At 61.2% G+C, this 15,979-nt stretch carries 16 protein-coding genes and 1 pseudogene; 15 read left to right on the top strand and 2 right to left on the bottom strand.

Features of this window, described 5'->3' with window-relative positions:
* The 3 genes and pseudogenes from ABHR76_RS07730 to ABHR76_RS07720 form a co-directional block, all read left to right on the top strand.
* Positions 1–267 (top strand): annotated as a pseudogene (locus ABHR76_RS07730) (MFS transporter); the annotation flags it as partial.
* Positions 268–427: 160 nt separating this feature from the next.
* Positions 428–1,006 carry a xanthine phosphoribosyltransferase gene (locus tag ABHR76_RS07725; protein WP_117765859.1) on the top strand — a complete coding sequence of 193 codons (579 nt, stop codon included), beginning with the start codon at positions 428–430 and terminating at the stop codon, positions 1,004–1,006.
* Between the two features lie 81 nt (positions 1,007–1,087).
* Complete coding sequence (locus tag ABHR76_RS07720; protein WP_187364978.1) at positions 1,088–1,468, top strand: peptide chain release factor family protein; 381 nt, start codon at positions 1,088–1,090, stop codon at positions 1,466–1,468.
* Positions 1,469–1,554: 86 nt separating this feature from the next.
* Here ABHR76_RS07720 and ABHR76_RS07715 read toward each other — a convergent pair whose 3' ends face one another.
* Positions 1,555–2,517, bottom strand: a complete 963-nt coding sequence (locus ABHR76_RS07715; protein ID WP_346977224.1) for a diacylglycerol/lipid kinase family protein — start codon at positions 2,515–2,517, stop codon at positions 1,555–1,557.
* Positions 2,518–2,604: 87 nt separating this feature from the next.
* The gene (locus ABHR76_RS07710; protein WP_346977222.1) at positions 2,605–4,026 is read right to left on the bottom strand and encodes a chloride channel protein; all 1,422 of its coding nucleotides are present in this window, start codon (positions 4,024–4,026) and stop codon (positions 2,605–2,607) included.
* A gap of 210 nt (positions 4,027–4,236) precedes the next feature.
* Between ABHR76_RS07710 and ABHR76_RS07705 the strand changes: the two genes are divergently transcribed.
* From ABHR76_RS07705 to ABHR76_RS07650, 12 genes are all read left to right on the top strand, one after another.
* Positions 4,237–5,499, top strand: coding sequence for a molybdopterin molybdotransferase MoeA (locus ABHR76_RS07705; RefSeq protein WP_271736918.1), 1,263 nt, complete (start codon positions 4,237–4,239; stop codon positions 5,497–5,499).
* A gap of 10 nt (positions 5,500–5,509) precedes the next feature.
* Positions 5,510–5,989, top strand: a complete 480-nt coding sequence (locus tag ABHR76_RS07700) for a MogA/MoaB family molybdenum cofactor biosynthesis protein (protein ID WP_225093453.1) — start codon at positions 5,510–5,512, stop codon at positions 5,987–5,989.
* 203 nt (positions 5,990–6,192) lie between these two features.
* Positions 6,193–7,068: a molybdate ABC transporter substrate-binding protein gene (modA, locus tag ABHR76_RS07695; protein WP_138112233.1), complete on the top strand. Its 876-nt coding sequence runs from the start codon at positions 6,193–6,195 to the stop codon at positions 7,066–7,068.
* Between the two features lie 68 nt (positions 7,069–7,136).
* Positions 7,137–8,579 (top strand): molybdate ABC transporter permease subunit, encoded by a 1,443-nt coding sequence (gene modB, locus ABHR76_RS07690; RefSeq protein WP_254668695.1) that lies wholly within the window; start codon positions 7,137–7,139, stop codon positions 8,577–8,579.
* A 3-nt stretch (positions 8,580–8,582) separates the two neighbouring features.
* On the top strand, positions 8,583–9,653 hold the full coding sequence (locus tag ABHR76_RS07685; protein WP_346977220.1) for a sulfate/molybdate ABC transporter ATP-binding protein: 1,071 nt from the start codon (positions 8,583–8,585) through the stop codon (positions 9,651–9,653).
* Positions 9,654–10,097: 444 nt separating this feature from the next.
* Positions 10,098–11,381 (top strand): double-cubane-cluster-containing anaerobic reductase, encoded by a 1,284-nt coding sequence (locus ABHR76_RS07680; protein ID WP_195568205.1) that lies wholly within the window; start codon positions 10,098–10,100, stop codon positions 11,379–11,381.
* 154 nt (positions 11,382–11,535) lie between these two features.
* Positions 11,536–12,699: a double-cubane-cluster-containing anaerobic reductase gene (locus ABHR76_RS07675; RefSeq protein WP_055286141.1), complete on the top strand. Its 1,164-nt coding sequence runs from the start codon at positions 11,536–11,538 to the stop codon at positions 12,697–12,699.
* Positions 12,700–12,854: 155 nt separating this feature from the next.
* A complete protein-coding gene (locus ABHR76_RS07670; protein ID WP_055286143.1) occupies positions 12,855–13,619 on the top strand; it encodes an acyl-CoA dehydratase activase in 765 nt (254 codons plus the stop codon).
* Between the two features lie 70 nt (positions 13,620–13,689).
* Complete coding sequence (gene selD, locus ABHR76_RS07665) at positions 13,690–14,739, top strand: selenide, water dikinase SelD (RefSeq protein WP_082421864.1); 1,050 nt, start codon at positions 13,690–13,692, stop codon at positions 14,737–14,739.
* Between the two features lie 60 nt (positions 14,740–14,799).
* The gene (gene yedF / locus ABHR76_RS07660; protein ID WP_055286145.1) at positions 14,800–15,426 is read left to right on the top strand and encodes a sulfurtransferase-like selenium metabolism protein YedF; all 627 of its coding nucleotides are present in this window, start codon (positions 14,800–14,802) and stop codon (positions 15,424–15,426) included.
* Between the two features lie 19 nt (positions 15,427–15,445).
* Positions 15,446–15,697: a putative Se/S carrier protein gene (locus ABHR76_RS07655; protein ID WP_055286147.1), complete on the top strand. Its 252-nt coding sequence runs from the start codon at positions 15,446–15,448 to the stop codon at positions 15,695–15,697.
* On the top strand, positions 15,694–15,979 hold a 286-nt coding region (locus tag ABHR76_RS07650), incomplete at its 3' end, for an aminotransferase class V-fold PLP-dependent enzyme (RefSeq protein WP_346977217.1). The genes ABHR76_RS07655 and ABHR76_RS07650, both read left to right, overlap by 4 nt.

Below are 15,979 nucleotides of genomic sequence, written 5' to 3'. Positions count from 1 at the left end.
GCTCCGCGTGAGGCGCTTGGCTTTGCGGGCAGCTTGAGCAGCTTGGCGCGCTATGCGGGCATAGCGCTGGGTATTACGGCGGCGTCGCGCATCCTGTATGGACAGACGAGCGCGGCGATGGGCAAGACGGTCACGAGCTATGTGGCGGGTCGTCCGGACGTGTTCCTCTTTGGCTTCCGTTTGGTATTCTACGTGCTGATGGCCGTTGCTACCGTGGGCTTTGCGCTCACATTGGTACGTTTGGTGAGGACGCGCACCCGGCATTAGCGTGTTGGGAGGCTGTCTGCCACGAATCGGGCCTATCTACTGGTCTTGCAGCTTTATAGTGCGATGCGGCTTGTGGGGCGGGCGGGGGTCGGTCCGTGGTAGACTATCGAACAACGTTTATTAATCGCGCGGTATCGTTGCCGCGAGAAGGGGTTGCGCCATGCAGGAGCTTGAGGATCGTATTCGCCATGACGGCATCGTAAAGGCCGGTAACGTCCTTAAGGTTGATGCCTTCCTCAACCACCAGTGCGACGTTGAGCTGTTCGACCACATGGGTGCCGAGTGGGCCCGTCTGTTCGAGGGTGTCGAGATCAACAAGATCCTGACGATCGAGGCTTCGGGCATTGGTATGGCCTGCATTGCAGCCCAGCATTTTGGCGGCGTGCCGGTGGTCTTTGCCAAGAAGGCACAGTCTATCAACCTCGACGGCGAGCAGTATGCCACGACCATCTATTCCTTTACCAAACAGAAGGAGTACCCGGTCATCGTTGGCAAGCGCTTCCTGTCCGAGGGCGACAAGGTCCTGATTATCGACGACTTCCTGGCCAACGGCTGCGCGCTCGAGGGTCTTATCAAGATCTGCGAGGCCGCAGGTGCCGAGGTATCCGGCATTGGCATTGCGGTGGAGAAGGGCTTCCAGGGCGGTGGCGATAAGCTCCGCGAGCGCGGCTTCCGCGTTGAGAGCCTAGCCCGCATCGCCGATATGGACTGCGATACCGGCGAGATCACCTTCGCCTAAGCGCGCAACACAAGCGATTGGTATGCGATGTGACAAAGGGACTTTCCCTTTGTCACATTTTTTATGAGGGGAGGTGTTGATATGGATGAGAACAAGATGGGATGGCGCGAGTATGCGCGCTATGCCGAGATGTCGGTCGAGGAGTTGGCGCGCGATTGCGAGGTGCAGGTGTTTCGCGCGACAGGTCCGGGCGGACAGGGCGTGAACACGACGGACTCGGCGGTACGCATGAAACATATCCCTTCGGGGATTACCGTGACAGCGCGCGAGAGCCGCAGTCAGTTCCAAAACCGTAGCAGCTGCCTGCGTAAGCTGCGCGCTGAGCTTGAGCGTCGCGGGCGTCCACCGCGCCGACGCGTAAAGACCAAGGTGCCTCAGCGCTCACGCCAGCGCAGGCTCAATGACAAGCACTTCAACGCCATTAAAAAGGCCAACCGTCGCAAACCGGGCAGCGACGAATAGCCTCCTCATAAGTTGCGGTGAAATAGGGACTGTTTTGCGGCTTTAGCTGCATAAACAGTCCCTATTTCACCGCAACTTAGGTGGGGTTAGCGGGTTGGGTGCCAGACCTCGAGAGCGGTGGGAAGGATGTCGACCTCGATGCGCGAGGCGTCGATGGGCTCGCCGTCGGCCTGGATGGGGTAGTCTGGCTCCTCAAAGGTGAGCTCCGCATGGCGACAGCGGCGCATGCGAACCGGTGGCAGCTTGGTATGGTGGCCATCTTTGGCCGAAAGGAACATGGGAAGCGCGACCGCGCGCGGAACGGGGCCGCAGGCGTAGCAGACGTCGAGTATGCCGTCGCACGGGTCGGCGTTGGGACAGATGCGATAGCCCGAACCATAGGTGGGTCCCAGCTGGATGGCCATGATAATCGCCCGCACGCGCTCGGCGGGCGCACCATCAAAGCTGATGGTCATGGGGTAGTTGCGATAGCGTAGGCCAAACTGCTCAAGTCCCGAGAGAGTGTAGAGCGGAGCGCCCGTCAAGCCCGTCTTTTTGCGCAGCTTGGTGGTGCCCAGGCCGATGGCGGCATCGATGCCGACCGAAAGTGTCTGGTCGTAGTACTCAACGGTAGCCTCGCCGCTGCCGCTCGCAGGGCTCCACGAGCGAATGCGCCCGATGTCCTGACGCTGCAGCTCGCAGGTGAGCAGCGCGCCAAAATCCTTGCCGGAGAAATCGTCGATGCCGAGCGTTTGGGCAAAATCGTTGCCGGAGCCCACGGGCAGGACGGCAAGGGCGGGGCGGGTGCCCTCCTCTTGCGTCATAAGCCCGTTGACGACCTCGTGAATCACGCCGTCGCCGCCAAGGGCGATAACGGTGCGATAGCCCTGAGCCTGTGCGGCCAGCTCCTTGGCGTGTCCCATGCGCTCGGTCAGCACCAGGTCAAACTGGGATGCGCGCGCGGTCATATCCAAAAAGCGTTGCAGGCGCTCGGCAACTTCGCGCGCCGCACCCGACTGGGCGGCTGGGTTGGCGATGATGAGCGTGCGGGCAAAATCAGTTGCATGCATGGGGCGACTCCCGGCGTATGACGTGACGGTGCGGTCGCGCTCAGGTCGAATTGCCCCCGATTGTGGCTGCACGGCGAATACTAACGTCTACTCTATCAGGTCGTTGTGGCGCTCGATGGCATCCGCTACCGTACCGCCCTCATCCACAATAAGCGAACGGCGCTTGGGTGAGATGATGCGCTGGGCGGGGTACACGCCGCGGTGTCCGCCGGTTAGGTAGCTGATAAAGGCCACGATGACAAAGAACCCGGCGGCCGTGCCGTGGAACAGGTCGATGGCCATCATGCAGGTGGTGATGGGCACGTTGAGGCCGGCGCAGAACACGCCGAGCATGCCGAGAGCCGCCAGAAAACTGGGGTCGAGCCCGGTAAGGCAACCTATCCAGCCACCGAGTGCCGCACCGATGCCAAACAGGGGCGTGACCTCGCCGCCTTGGAAGCCAGCGCCCAAGGTGAGCGCTGTGACGACCAACTTGATGACTGCGTCCGCCAGGGTGGTGTTGCCGGCAAATCCGGCGCCGGAAAGCCACGTGGAAAGGCCGGCGTAGTCCCAGGCGTCGAGGAGGGCATAGGCGGCCAAAACCACGAGTGCGCCTATGAGTGCGCGAACGAGGTAATTGGTGATAAAGCGACCGTACAGGCTCTTGACGGTTCGAACTGACCAGGCAAAGAGGCGTGCCGTCAGACCGAAGATAATGGCACTGATAACAACGATGACAACCGTCCGTGGTGTCATGTTGGGAACGCTGGCGATAACATTCGCCTCGTACTCGGTTCCCAAGGCAAGCGACGTAAAGTAGCCGGTAAACGAGGCGACCAGGCAGTAGATGCCCGCGGTGTAGTCGATCTTGCCGATAAAGCACATCTCCATGCCAAAGAAGGCTCCGGCGAGGGGTGAACCGAATACGGCGCCAAAGGCCGACGAGATGCCGGCGAGCATGAGGTCGTGGTGGTCATGCTTTTTGAGGTGGGCGAGGCTCGAGATGTTGCTGGCGATGGTGCCGCCAATCTGCACCGCGGCGCCCTCGCGGCCGGCCGATCCGCCTGTTAGGTGCGTGAGTGTGGAGCAGACGAAGGTGAGGACGGCCATGCGCATATGGATAAGGCGTGTGCCCAGGGCGGAGTCGATGACCAGGTTGTTACCTCGTTTGGCGGCAAGGCCGTGGTTTTTGTACACCCATGCGGTGGCAACGCCCACAACGGGAAGCAACGCGTAAATCCACACGTGGTGCTCGCGATAATCGGTCGCGATATTCAGCGAGGCCAAAAACGCCCAAGCGGCAACGCCCATGGCGAGCGAGACGATGACGACGAGTACGAGCAACTTAGCGCTCGCAAGTAGGTTGCGGGCGTTGCGGCGCGTGTCGGCAGCCAAGAGATGCTCGGAGCGGGTAAGTTGATGCCTGCCTGCCGTGATGACGTCATTAAGGGAGAAAAAGCCGCCGTCGTCGAGCGGCTGGGAATGATCCTGCGCTTTGTTTGCGCTTTCGGGTTTGTCGTTATGAGCCATACGTTCCTCTTTTAGGTTGCAACGCAAGCATTATAAAACGCGGTAAACGCGACGAGCCGGTGGGTTGGTTTCCATTCTGTTTCGCGGCCTGCAACCGACAGGTGTATTTGCGGGTACAGGCCGAGTCGCGGTCGTGCGTTGGGGGATTATACTGAGACAAGCATAAAGAATTGGCGCCCCTGTTGTGCGCCGTGGCATTAAGAGGTGCATATGGCAGAGAAACTCATTCCACTGGAGGACGCACAGTCGATTGTCCTGTCGCACGTTGCTCCGACCGATCTCGTCGAGATTCCCGTGTGGCAGGCGGCTGGTTTTCCCTTGGCCGAGGACGCGGTGGCCGATATCGATATCTCGCCGTTTGCCAACAGCGCTATGGACGGATATGCCGTGCGCTCGGCGGACTTGGTGCAGACATCTGGCGAGGCGCCGGTGACGCTCGACGTTATCGGACACGAGGCCGCGGGCCATGTGTTTGAGGGCGCAATCGGTGCGGGCGAGGCGGTCCGCATCATGACAGGCGCGCCGGTGCCCGAGGGTGCCGATGCCGTGGTGAAGTACGAGATCGTCGATGTGCTCGACGGTGACGGCAACGAGGGCTCGCACGTTCGCTTTTCGGCGCCGGCCAAGGTAGGGGAGAACGTTCGCTCTGCTGCCGAGGAGGCCCATGCCGGCGATGTTGTGATGCACGCCGGCGAGGTCGTGGCTCCGGCGGGCGCGGGTCTGCTGGCGAGCGCCGGATACGCGAGCGTGAAGGTGCACGCTGCCCCGCGTGTGGGCATCATCTCGCTGGGCACGGAACTGGTCGCACCGAGTAAGGTACCGGCGCGTGGTCAGATTCGCGATTCCAACTCCTCGGCGCTGATGGCCGAGGCACTCGATGCCGGCGCCGAGCCCGTGTTCTACGGCATCGCGCCCGATGATGAGCAAGCGATTGCCGAGCTGGTACATCGCGCCACGCGAGAGTGCGATTTTGTCATTACGAGCGGTGGCGCCTCGGCGGGCGATTACGACTATGTGACGGCGCTCGTCCGGCGCGAGGGCGAGGTGCTGTTTGACCGCATCTCGATGCGTCCGGGCAAGGCCATCACGTTTGGCTTGCTCGGGGGTAAGCCCTACCTGGGGCTTTCAGGCAATCCGGCCGCGGCGTATGTGGGCTTTGAGATGCTCGCCCGCCCGGCGATTCGCAAGATGCGCGGCTTTGCCGAGGGTACGCGTCCCGTGCAGCAGGCGACGCTCACGCACGGCGTGAAAAAGCGACAGCATCGCCGCTTCTTCGATCGCGCCACGGTTTTGCGCGACCCCGAGACCGGTGAGTTGTTGGTGACCGAGGCTAAGACACAGAATTCGGCGCTGCTTGGAACTATGCAGCGTGCGAACTGCCTGTTGCGTATTGACGAAGGACCGTGCGAGCTCAAGGCGGGAGATGCCGTGGACGTTGTTCGCGTCGACCTGCCCGAGGGAACGGCGCTATAGGAGGAACGCTATGGAGTTGAAGATTTCGATCGTGACGTGCTCGGACACACGCGATCTTTTGCAGGATGAGGCCGGAGCTGCACTCGAGGAACTTATCGAGGCACAGGGCTGGACGGTCGCCTCACATGTGGTCGTGCGCGACGACGTCAGCGAGATCGGTGATGCCATTGTGGAAGCTGCCGATGAGTGCCACGCCAATGTCGTGCTCACCTGCGGCGGCACGGGGCTTTCGATGCGAGATGTGACGCCCGAGGCGACGCGTGCCGTCTGCGACCGCGATGTGCCGGGTATTGCAGAGGCAATCCGCGCGTATTCGATGACCAAGACGCGCCGCGCCATGCTCTCGCGCGCTATTTGCATGCAACGAGGTCATACACTTGTCGTAAACTTTCCCGGTTCTACGAAGGCCGCCCGCGAAAGCTGGGAGGCCATAGCAGACCAGCTGGAGCATGCGGCTCAGATGACAGCTGGCGGCGGACATACCAACTAAGCGGTTTAACTGCGGCGGGGCGACCTGAACGGCTGCTCCGCCTTTGTTTTCCGCCGAAGCGACGCCGAGATGCACGGTAATTCGGAACTATATTCTCTGACGAGAATAATTTCTCACTATCATTATTCGCGCAGAAGTATAATCTGATTGCAGATTAAAGCCCGCGGTGGGGTACCCGGGCATAGCGTTCGAAAGGGTTGAACATGTTCGATATGGTTTCTCGCCGCGGATTCGTTTCGCTTTCTGCTGTCGCCGCTGCCGGCCTTGGTCTTGCCGGCTGTTCGGGCAGCAAGACGTCCGAGCCGGCCGGATCCGATGCCGGCTCCGTCAAGTCTTCCTCTAAGAAGAAGGCTGTCGAGCTGCAGGTCTTTGCCGCTAACTCGCTCGAGAAAGCTCTGCCCGAGGTTCAGGAGCTCTACACCGAGCAGACCGGCACCACGTTTGCCGACACGCAGTTTAAGGCGTCTGGCGACCTTGTCGAGCAGATGCGCGCCGGTGCCGCCGTCGACGTGCTCATCACGGCCTCCAAGGGCACCATGGACGACGCCGAAGCCGCCGAGCTCGTCGATGCCGACACGCGTGAGGACATGTTCGTCAACGACCTCGTGATCATTCGCGCCGAGGGCTCCGATACTAAGGTCGAGGCCATCGCCGACGTCGCGAATCTGGACGGTAAGATTGCCATTGGCGACGCCAAGACCGTCCCCGCCGGCAAGTACGCCAACCAGGCGCTGGCTTCCGTGGGCCTCTATACCGGTACCGAGGGCGACGACGGCGAGTACGCGCCCGAGCTCGCCGACAAGGTAGCCCTGGCCGACAAGGTCGGCACCGCTGCGTCTTACGTCTCTACAGGCGACTGCGTGGCGGGTTTTGTCTACAGCTCCGATATCTTCCGCTACGACGGCATCGAGGAGGCCTTCGTGTGCCCCGAGGACTCGCACAAGCCCATCGTGTATCCCGGTGCCGTCGCCGAGAGCTCCGAGCACGCCGACGAGGCCAAGGCGTTCATCGACTTCTGCCTGACCAACAAGAAGGCCCAGAAGATTTGGGGCAAGTACGGCTTTGAGCTTTCCGAGTAGTGCGGCTTGGCGCGATAATTCCATCGTTTTGTGTTTCACTCCGTCCTTGTATTCGCTTGGAGCTTTTCGTGCTTAATAGATTCCGCATGCTTGTCGCCTGTGCTTTGACCTTCGCGCTTTGCTGGGTGCCGGGATTTGCGTTTGCCGGGGACGCCGAGGACGGGGCCCAGGTTGCTGCGACCGCTCATGGGCTTTCCTATGGAATCGAGGGTTTTGAGCGGTTGGCGAAGGGGACCGCTCGTGCCATGGAGGGCCAGCCTGAGGGCTACCGGTTTCCCGTTGACGAGGATGTGGACCTTGTAGTGGCGCCTGCTGCCGATCGCGTTGTGGCGTGGATATCGCCCAAGGCGGTCGAGAAGTATAGATTGGATCCGCAGGACAACGAGTGCGTATCGGGTCTCAAGGCCCTCGTCTGTGACCTCGACAGCGCAAACTGCATGGGAGGTGCGCGGCTGGGGGACGTGGATCTTCCTTGGTATGTCACGGCGGAAACAACGTTTGATGCCGGCGGGTATACCTATGGCTTTGATGAGCGCGGTGCGGATGGGGACCGCTATGTGGTGATTGCATCAGCCTCGGGTGATGCCAAGGGCGGCGCGCGTTGGCTTGATAGCGCTCAAATGGTAGAGGCGTCGTCTGTCATGTTGCGGGATGAGCAAGGGCCCTTGACCTCTCTGGTCTCCTTTTTGGGCGACATCGACTATCGCCCGTTTTGGGTGTCCATTAAAACGAGCGGCCTTGCCCTGGTGATCTCCCTTGCGCTGGGCCTGTTCGCCGCGTGGAAGACTATGGGTACCTCGAGTCGCATCAAGGGCCTGCTCGACTCGGTCTTTACCATCCCCATGGTGTTGCCGCCCACGGTCTGCGGCTTTTTGCTGCTTATGCTGTTTGGTCGCTCGACCGGGGTGGGCCAGTGGCTGATTGCGCACGGCGTCTCGATTGTCTTTACGTGGCCGGCGGCGGTGATCTCTGCCGTGGTGGTATCGTTCCCCCTGGTCTACCGTACGGCGCTCGGCGCCTTTGAGAGCCTCGACACGCAGATGCTTGACGCCGCGCGAACCCTGGGATGGTCCGAGCGTCGCATCTTTGCCAAGCTTATGATGCCGCTTGGGTGGCCTTCTATTGCTGCTGGTACGGTCCTCGCCTTTGCCCGCGCGATGGGAGAGTTTGGCTGCACGCTGTTCTTTGCGGGCAACTACGCCGGCATCACGCAGACCATCCCCATCGCCATCTATTTTGAGTGGATGGGCGGCAATACGTCGGTCGCGCTCTTCTGGGTCGTGGTCGTAATTGCGTTCAGCTTCCTGGTCATCCTGTTCATTAACATGTACACCGCCCATTCGCAAAAGTATCGCGAGCGGGGCCTTTCCCATGCGGGGCGCAAGCAGGCCAAAGACCTCGCCGGACAGGGTGATTCGCTCGACCCGGCGGGCGGCGATGCCCTGCGAATCGATCGCGAGGCGCTGGCCGAGCTTATGCGCGATGACGCGGTTGCGAAGGGAGGTCGATAGGCCATGTCGCTCGTTCTGGATATTAAAAAGCGCTATCCCGGGTTTATGCTCGACATGCAGCTTGAGGCCGGCGAGGAGCGTGTGGCGCTGCTCGGTGCCTCGGGTTGCGGCAAGAGCTGCACCTTGCGCTGCATTGCCGGTGTGGAGACGCCCGACGAGGGCAAGATCGTCGTCAACGGCGTGACCTTTTTTGACTCGGCGGCGGGCATCAACCTGTCGCCCCAGGAGCGCAAATGCGCCCTGCTGTTCCAAAACTATCAGCTGTTTCCCAACATGACGGTGGCCGATAACGTATGTGCCGGCGTAAAGGACGCGGGCGACGCCGCGGCGCGTAAAAAACTTGCCGAGCGCTACCTGGGCATCTTTGGCCTAGCCGATTTTGCCGACCGCTATCCCGCGCGCCTCTCGGGCGGTCAGCAGCAACGTGTGGCGCTTGCCCGTATGGTGGCGGCTCACCCGGGCATCTTTATGTTCGACGAGCCCATGAGCGCACTCGATGCGTATCTCAAGAGCGCGCTTGAGCAAAACATGCTCGACCTGTTCGACGTCTGCAACCGTACCGTGCTCTACGTGAGCCACGACATCGACGAAGCGTGCCGCCTGTGTCAGCGCATCTGCGTGATGCACGACGGGCATGTGGAGGAGATCGGCTCCATCGAGGACGTGGTCCGTCGTCCGCAGACGCTGGCGGCACTGCGCCTGACGGGCTGCAAGAATACGAGCCGCGCGCGCAAGATCGGCGACGAAGAAGTTGAGGCCCTCGACTGGGGCATGACCTTTAATGTGGGCCGTGAGGTTCGAGATGACGTGGCGTACCTCGGTATTCGTGCGAGCTACTTCCATGTTGACAATCGCGCGGAGCGGGGCCGTAACAGCTACGATTTGCACGTGGCTCGTGTGAGCGATTCGCGCTTTGAGCGGCTGGTGCTGCTGGACGTGCCGCGTGCTGATGCGCCCACGCGTCTGCAGTGGAAGGTGAATAAGGTGAGTGTACCCGTGGAAGAGCTGCCGCAGGCGGGTGAGACTCTGCGCATGCATTTTGATGCAAGCAGGATTCATCTCGTTTGCCGATAATGCGGGTGCGATGCGGTCGAGGAGGTAGTCCTCGACCGCTTTGTTTTCACTTCGCCGTTCGCCGATTTCTACATGACTAAACCTTATCAGTCTGATAATTAATTATCAGACAGCGAGATGCTCACATCCCAACGTTGTCGTACGCGTGTCGACGGTGTTCGTCTTGACGACAACCGTTGATATAGTTACCTTCGACGAGAAAAGGAGGGCGCGCCGATGCTGCAGAAGACATATTCGCGTCGCGTTGCCGCGCGCGCCCTGTATATGGCTCGGAGCCGCATATGAGCAGGTATGTTCACGGCTCCGGGAGAGACGACGCACAACTAAATAATCGACCGCAAAGCGGGTTCCCCAAAATTCCGGGTTTGAGCACGGCTGGGTTTTCGCCACCCACCGTGCAGAAATACCGTAGCTATTCATTTTTGGTTCGAGAGGGGAACCGTCATGGCTGAAGAATTTGATTTCCATCCGATGTGGGAGAGCCTCGGCATGAATCTTGCCGACCACGACATGCTGCTGGGCGCCGTGGGTCAGATGTACGGCGACATGTTCCTGACGCAGAACAATCGCCCCAAGTCCACGTCCTACCTGGATTTTGTCGCCACCAACATCCATAGCGGCCGTATTAAGGAGATGCTCGACAAGAAGGAGGCCGGCGAGGCCACCAAGATCGTCGGTTCGTTCTGTGTGTACGTGCCCGAGGAGATCGTGCTTGCCTGCGACGGCATCCCCGTGGGCCTGTGCTCGGGTGCCGATTGGGCAACCGATAAGGTCGAGGAGCACCTGCCGCGCAACACCTGCCCGCTTATCAAGAGCTTTGCCGGCTTTAAGCTGGGCGAGGTCTGCCCCTATATCGAGTCGAGCGACCTGGTGGTAGGCGAGAACACCTGCGATGGCAAGAAGAAAGCTTACGAGTTCTTTGCCACGCAAAAGAACATGTACGTCATGGATATTCCCAACGTACACGACGAGTCGACGCTCGTGACCTGGAAGGCCGAGGTTAAAAAGCTTGCCGCCAAGATCGAGGAAGAGTGTGACGTCAAGATTACGCCTGAGCGTCTGAAGACCGCCATCCGCGCCGTCAATGAGAAGCGTCGCGCCCTGCAGCGCCTCGCTGCCACGCGCACTGCCGACCCGGTGCCTATCAGCGGTCTCGATAGCCTGCTGACCGTGCAGGCAGCCTTTATGGACGACACGCCGCGTCTGACCGGAGCCATTAACGATATGGCGGCTGAGTGCGAGCAGCGTGTTGAGACCGGCGAGGGCGTGGCGCCCAAGGGGACCAAGCGCATCCTGTACACCGGTACGCCCATGGCCGTGCCCAACTGGAAGCTGTTCAACCTCATCGAGAAAGCCGGCGGCGTTGTGGTAGGCGAGGAGTCCTGCACGGGCTCGCGCTATTACAAGGACCTGGTCGATGAGTCCGGTGAGACGGTCGACGAGATGCTCGATGCCATTGCCGAGCGCTACTTTAAGATCAACTGCGCCGTCTTTACCCCCAACGACCAGCGTATGAAGGACATTGTCCAGATGGCCAAAGACCTGCATGCCGACGGCATCGTCGACGTGGCCCTGCAGTTCTGCACGCTCTACGAGATGGAGTCGTTTGCCGTGGAGAAGGCTGCCGAGGAGGCCGGCATTCCGTTTATGCACATCACGACCGACTACGCCGGCGAGGATGCAGGCCAACTGCAAACCAGGATTGAGGCTTTCTTGGAAACCATTTAGGGGTATCCGTCCCGGCGGCTTCCCCAGGCACCCGATCTTGCCGTTCAAACCATCGTTTGCGTACCAAAGTACGCGGCGCTTCTCTTTCACGGCAACCTCGGGCACCTGGGAAAGCCGTTTCCTTGGTTGGTCAAAAGGTTTGTTAAGGAGTTATATGTCGGAAAATATGGAGCAGCCGTTGCCATCCACGTTTGAGGAGTTCAACGAGCAGCGCAAGGCGGCGTTTATTCGTGTCAAGGATTACAAGCAGGCGGGCAATCGTCTGGTCGGCTTTTTGTGCAGCTATACGCCGCTCGAGATTATCGATGCCGCGGGCGCCTCGAGCGTGGCCCTTTGCGGTACGTCCGATGAGGTGATTCCCGAGGCCGAGAAGGTGCTGCCGGCAAATCTGTGTCCGCTCATCAAGTCGACGTATGGTTTTGCCTATTCGCAAAAGTGCCCGTTTACGTACTTTAGCGACATGATCATCGGTGAGACCACCTGCGACGGCAAGAAGAAGATGTACGAGCTACTCAACGAGCTCAAGCGCACGCACATTCTGCATCTTCCGCAGGGTCGCGATCGCGCCTACGAGCGTGAAGGCTGGTACGAGGAGTGCTGCCTGCTCAAGGAGGAGCTCGAGAACTTCTACGGCATCACGATTACCGACGATGACCTGCGCGCTGCCGTCCGTCGTCGCAACCGCTTGCGTGCGGCCCAGCTCGAGATGTTTGCGCTGCAGGCCAACCAGCCGGCGGCCATGAGCGGCGTCGACCTGATGAGCACCATGTTTGCCGGCACGTTCAGCTTTGATATCGAGGCCTATGCGCAGCAGCTGGAGCAAAAGATTGTCAAGCTGCGCGAGGCCTACGACGCGGGCGAGCGCCCGGTCGCGGCGGATGCCAAGCGCATTCTGATCACCGGCTGCCCAGTGGGTGGCGTAATCAACAAGATCGGTCGCACCATCGAGTCCAACGGCGGTGTGGTCGTGTGCATGGACGACTGCTCGGGTGAGCGCACGGCGGCCATGATGATCGACCCGGAGGCTCCCGATATCCTGCGCGCCATCGCCGACCGTTACCTGGACATCAACTGCTCGGTCATGACGCCCAACGACGGCCGTATGGAAAATACGCTGGCCATGTGCGAGAAGTACCATGTCGATGGCGTGGTAGAGAGCGTGCTACAGGCCTGCCACACCTTCAACGTTGAGAGCGCGCGCATGCAGGGGGCTGTCGAGGGTGTGGGTATTCCGTATATGAAGATCGAGACCGACTACAGCAACGGTGACATGGGCCAGATCGAGACTCGCATCGCCGCCTTCATCGAAACCCTCTAGCTTCCTCAGGCACCGGATCTTGCTCCTCAAACCGTCGCTTGCGTACCCAAAGTACGCTGCGCTCCTCTTTCGGGGCAATCTCCGGCACCTGAGAAACCTAGAGCTAAGGCGCCTGAACGCGCAGCTGTCTTTGATGTTTAGATTGTGAGAGAGCCATGATAGGGATCGGGATCGATATCGGGTCTACGGCGGCTAAGGCTGCTGTGGTCGACGGGGAGGGTTCGGTGGCGTGGACGTGCGTGCAGCCAACCGGGTTCTCCTCGGTCGATGCTTCCGAGCGGCTGCGCGAGGCGCTGGCAGCGGCCGGCTATGACGTGGCAGCCGACGATGTGCGTGTGGTCGCGACCGGCTACGGTCGTGTCGCCGTGCCCTATGCGCACAAGGTCGTGACCGAGATCACCTGCCACGGTACCGGTGCCGTGCGCCTGTTTGGCGATCACGGCACGGTGATTGACGTAGGCGGCCAGGACACCAAGGTCATTCAGCTTAAAAGTGGCCGCGTGGCCAAGTTTGCCATGAACGACAAGTGCGCCGCCGGCACGGGGCGCTTTTTGGAGATCATGGCCGATCGCCTAGGCATTTCCCAGCAGCAGATGGCTGACCTGGCGCGTTCCGGCGAGCCCACCAAGATCAGCAGCATGTGCACGGTGTTTGCCGAAAGCGAGGTTATCAGCCTGATCGGTCGCGGTGAGCCGCGCGAGAACATTGCGCGTGGCGTGATCGACAGCGTGGTCTCGCGCGTGGCGACCATGGCCGGGCAGGCCGCGGGCGCCCCGTACTACCTGACCGGTGGCCTGTGCGAGAACGCCTTCGTGGTGGAGCGGTTGGGCGAGCTGCTGGGGTCGCCGGTGACCACCTCGCCCCAGGCCCGCTTCGCCGGTGCCATCGGCGCGGCGATTCGCGCACAGGCGCTCAATTAATGCATCCGCCGCAGGCTCGCATTCATGCGTATACTGGGAGAAAATGATTGACCGATGAGAGGAGGTATCGATGGCTGACGATCAGATTAAGCTCACGTCTATGACTGCCGCGAGCGGTTGAGCCGCTAAGTTGGCTCCTGGAGCCCTCGCCCAGGTCCTGGGCGATTTACCCAATGTGCATAACGACAACTTGCTCGTGGGGTTCGATACCTCCGACGATGCGAGCGTCTTTCGCGTTGGCGATAACTTGGGTCTCGTGCAGTCCATCGACTTCTTCCCACCGATGGTCGACGACCCGTTTTTGTTTGGCCAGATCGCCGCGGCAAACTCGCTGTCGGACATCTACGCCATGGGCGGGCGGCCGAGCCATGCCATGAACCTGCTGTGCATTCCCAGTTGCCTGGGCGTCGAGGTCGCAGGTCAGATTCTGGCGGGCGGCGCCGACAAGTGCGTCGAGGCGGGTTGCTCCATCGCGGGCGGTCACACCATCAACGACGACGAGCCCAAGTACGGCCTGTCCGTGAGCGGGTTTGTCGCGCTCGACCGCATGCTCGCCAACAGCGGCGCGCGCGTGGGCGATGCGTTACTGCTGACCAAGGCGGTTGGCTCGGGCATCATCACCACGGCCATTAAGGGCGAGCTCATCGAGCAGGACGAGGCCGCAGCCATGTTTGACTCGATGCGCACCCTCAACGAGGCTCCGATTCGTCTGGCCGAGGGACTTGAGCTTCACGGCTGCACCGACATCACGGGCTTTGGCCTGATCGGGCATGCGTGCGAGATGGCCGAGGGCTCGGGCGTGCAGATTGAGCTTGCGTCGGGGGCGGTGCCGCTCTTTGACCAGGTGCTCGACATGGCGCGTTTGGGCATTATCCCCGCGGGCTCCTACCGCAACCAGGACTTCTTTGGCCCGCGCGTGACGGCCGACGAGGACCTTGAGCCGGGCATGCTCGACGCGCTGTACGACCCGCAGACGTCTGGTGGCCTGCTTATCGCGGCACCTGCTGCCGATGTGGATGAGCTTGCGCGCCGTCTGCATGCCGAAGGACGTATTGCCGCCGTCGTCGGTCGCGTGTGCGAGTCGGTGCCAGGCGGTCCTGCCGTCCACGTTGTTCGCTAGCCCGCACGTTTATGTAACTGTTTACCGTTCTCTAGAACGGTTCTTTCGAAAGGAAAAGCTATGTCTACCAAAATTGAAGTCAATGCCATGGGCGATGCCTGCCCGCTGCCCGTCGTCAAGACGCTCAAAGCCCTGAAGCAGCTCGATGGCGAGGGCGCCGTCGTGACCTCGGTCGATAATGAGACCGCCGTCAAGAACATTTCCAAGATGGCGCAGGAGAAAGGCTGCACGGCCTCGGTCGAGAAGGTTTCTGACGCCGAGTGGCACGTGACCGTGGCGACCTCTGGCGCCGTTGCCGTGGCCGATCCCGAGCAGGATGGCGCTGCCTTCTGTGATGCCAGCGCCGGCAAGGGCAAGCTCGTCATTTCCGTCTACACCGACTGCATGGGCCGTGGCGACGACGAGCTGGGCCACAAGCTCATGAAGGCGTTTATCTTTGCCGTGACGCAGCAGGAGGAGCTGCCCGCGACCATGCTGTTCTACAACGGCGGCGCCAAGCTCACCGTTGAGGGCTCGCCGGTGCTCGACGACCTGAAGGGTCTGGCCGAGCAGGGTGTCGAGATTCTCACCTGCGGTACCTGCCTCGATCACTATGGCATTAAGGACCAGCTCGCGGTGGGCGAGGTCACGAATATGTACGTGATCGTGGAGAAGATGGAGCAGGCCGTGCGCGTCGTGCGCCCGTAGCGTATTGGTTGGAGTTGCCATGAGGGAGAAGCGCCCGGCGCTTGTCATCACGTTTCCCACCACGGCGGCCGCCATGGGCTGCGAGTCCCTATGCATCGAGCGCGGCCTTCCTGGGCGAACGATTCCCGTACCCGGGGAGGTCGCTGCCGGCTGCGGTCTGGCGTGGAAGGCGTTGCCTGCCGATGAGGAACTGCTGCGCGGCGAACTCGCCGCGGCGGGCGTTCCCACCGAGGACTTTACGGTGATTGATATGTGGGAGGTCGTGCGATGATCTACCTGGATAACGCGGCGACGACCATGCACAAGCCGCAGACGGTCATCGATGCCGTGACGCAGGCGATGTGCTCGCTCGGCAATGCCGGACGCGGCGCCACGTCGGGTGCCCTCGATGCCGCTCGTACGATTCACGGTTGCCGCGCCAAGCTCGCGCGCCTTTTGGGTTGCCCGAGGGCGGACCATGTGTGCTTTACGCCCAACTCTACGGCGGCGCTCAACACCGCCATCAACGGGGTGGTGTGCCCCGGCGACCGTGTGGTCACGACGGTGCTCGAGC

This window comes from Collinsella aerofaciens (assembly GCF_039752985.1).
Lineage (GTDB): Bacteria > Actinomycetota > Coriobacteriia > Coriobacteriales > Coriobacteriaceae > Collinsella > Collinsella aerofaciens_BT.
The sequence above is the reverse complement of the archived record's forward strand: the minus strand, read 5'-3'. Positions and strand labels throughout refer to the sequence as shown.

Bases quoted from the DNA above. Each gene is read 5' to 3' on its own strand.
- ABHR76_RS07675 (WP_055286141.1), top strand. From the start codon at position 11,536: ATGTCGGAAAATATGGAGCAGCCGTTGCCATCCACGTTTGAGGAGTTC.
- ABHR76_RS07720 (WP_187364978.1), top strand. From the start codon at position 1,088: ATGGATGAGAACAAGATGGGATGGCGCGAGTATGCGCGCTATGCCGAG.
- ABHR76_RS07705 (WP_271736918.1), top strand. From the start codon at position 4,237: ATGGCAGAGAAACTCATTCCACTGGAGGACGCACAGTCGATTGTCCTG.
- ABHR76_RS07680 (WP_195568205.1), top strand. From the start codon at position 10,098: ATGGCTGAAGAATTTGATTTCCATCCGATGTGGGAGAGCCTCGGCATG.
- yedF (WP_055286145.1), top strand. From the start codon at position 14,800: ATGTCTACCAAAATTGAAGTCAATGCCATGGGCGATGCCTGCCCGCTG.
- modA (WP_138112233.1), top strand. From the start codon at position 6,193: ATGTTCGATATGGTTTCTCGCCGCGGATTCGTTTCGCTTTCTGCTGTC.
- ABHR76_RS07655 (WP_055286147.1), top strand. From the start codon at position 15,446: ATGAGGGAGAAGCGCCCGGCGCTTGTCATCACGTTTCCCACCACGGCG.
- ABHR76_RS07670 (WP_055286143.1), top strand. From the start codon at position 12,855: ATGATAGGGATCGGGATCGATATCGGGTCTACGGCGGCTAAGGCTGCT.
- ABHR76_RS07700 (WP_225093453.1), top strand. From the start codon at position 5,510: ATGGAGTTGAAGATTTCGATCGTGACGTGCTCGGACACACGCGATCTT.
- ABHR76_RS07725 (WP_117765859.1), top strand. From the start codon at position 428: ATGCAGGAGCTTGAGGATCGTATTCGCCATGACGGCATCGTAAAGGCC.
- ABHR76_RS07710 (WP_346977222.1), bottom strand. From the start codon at position 4,026: ATGGCTCATAACGACAAACCCGAAAGCGCAAACAAAGCGCAGGATCAT.
- ABHR76_RS07715 (WP_346977224.1), bottom strand. From the start codon at position 2,517: ATGCATGCAACTGATTTTGCCCGCACGCTCATCATCGCCAACCCAGCC.
- ABHR76_RS07685 (WP_346977220.1), top strand. From the start codon at position 8,583: ATGTCGCTCGTTCTGGATATTAAAAAGCGCTATCCCGGGTTTATGCTC.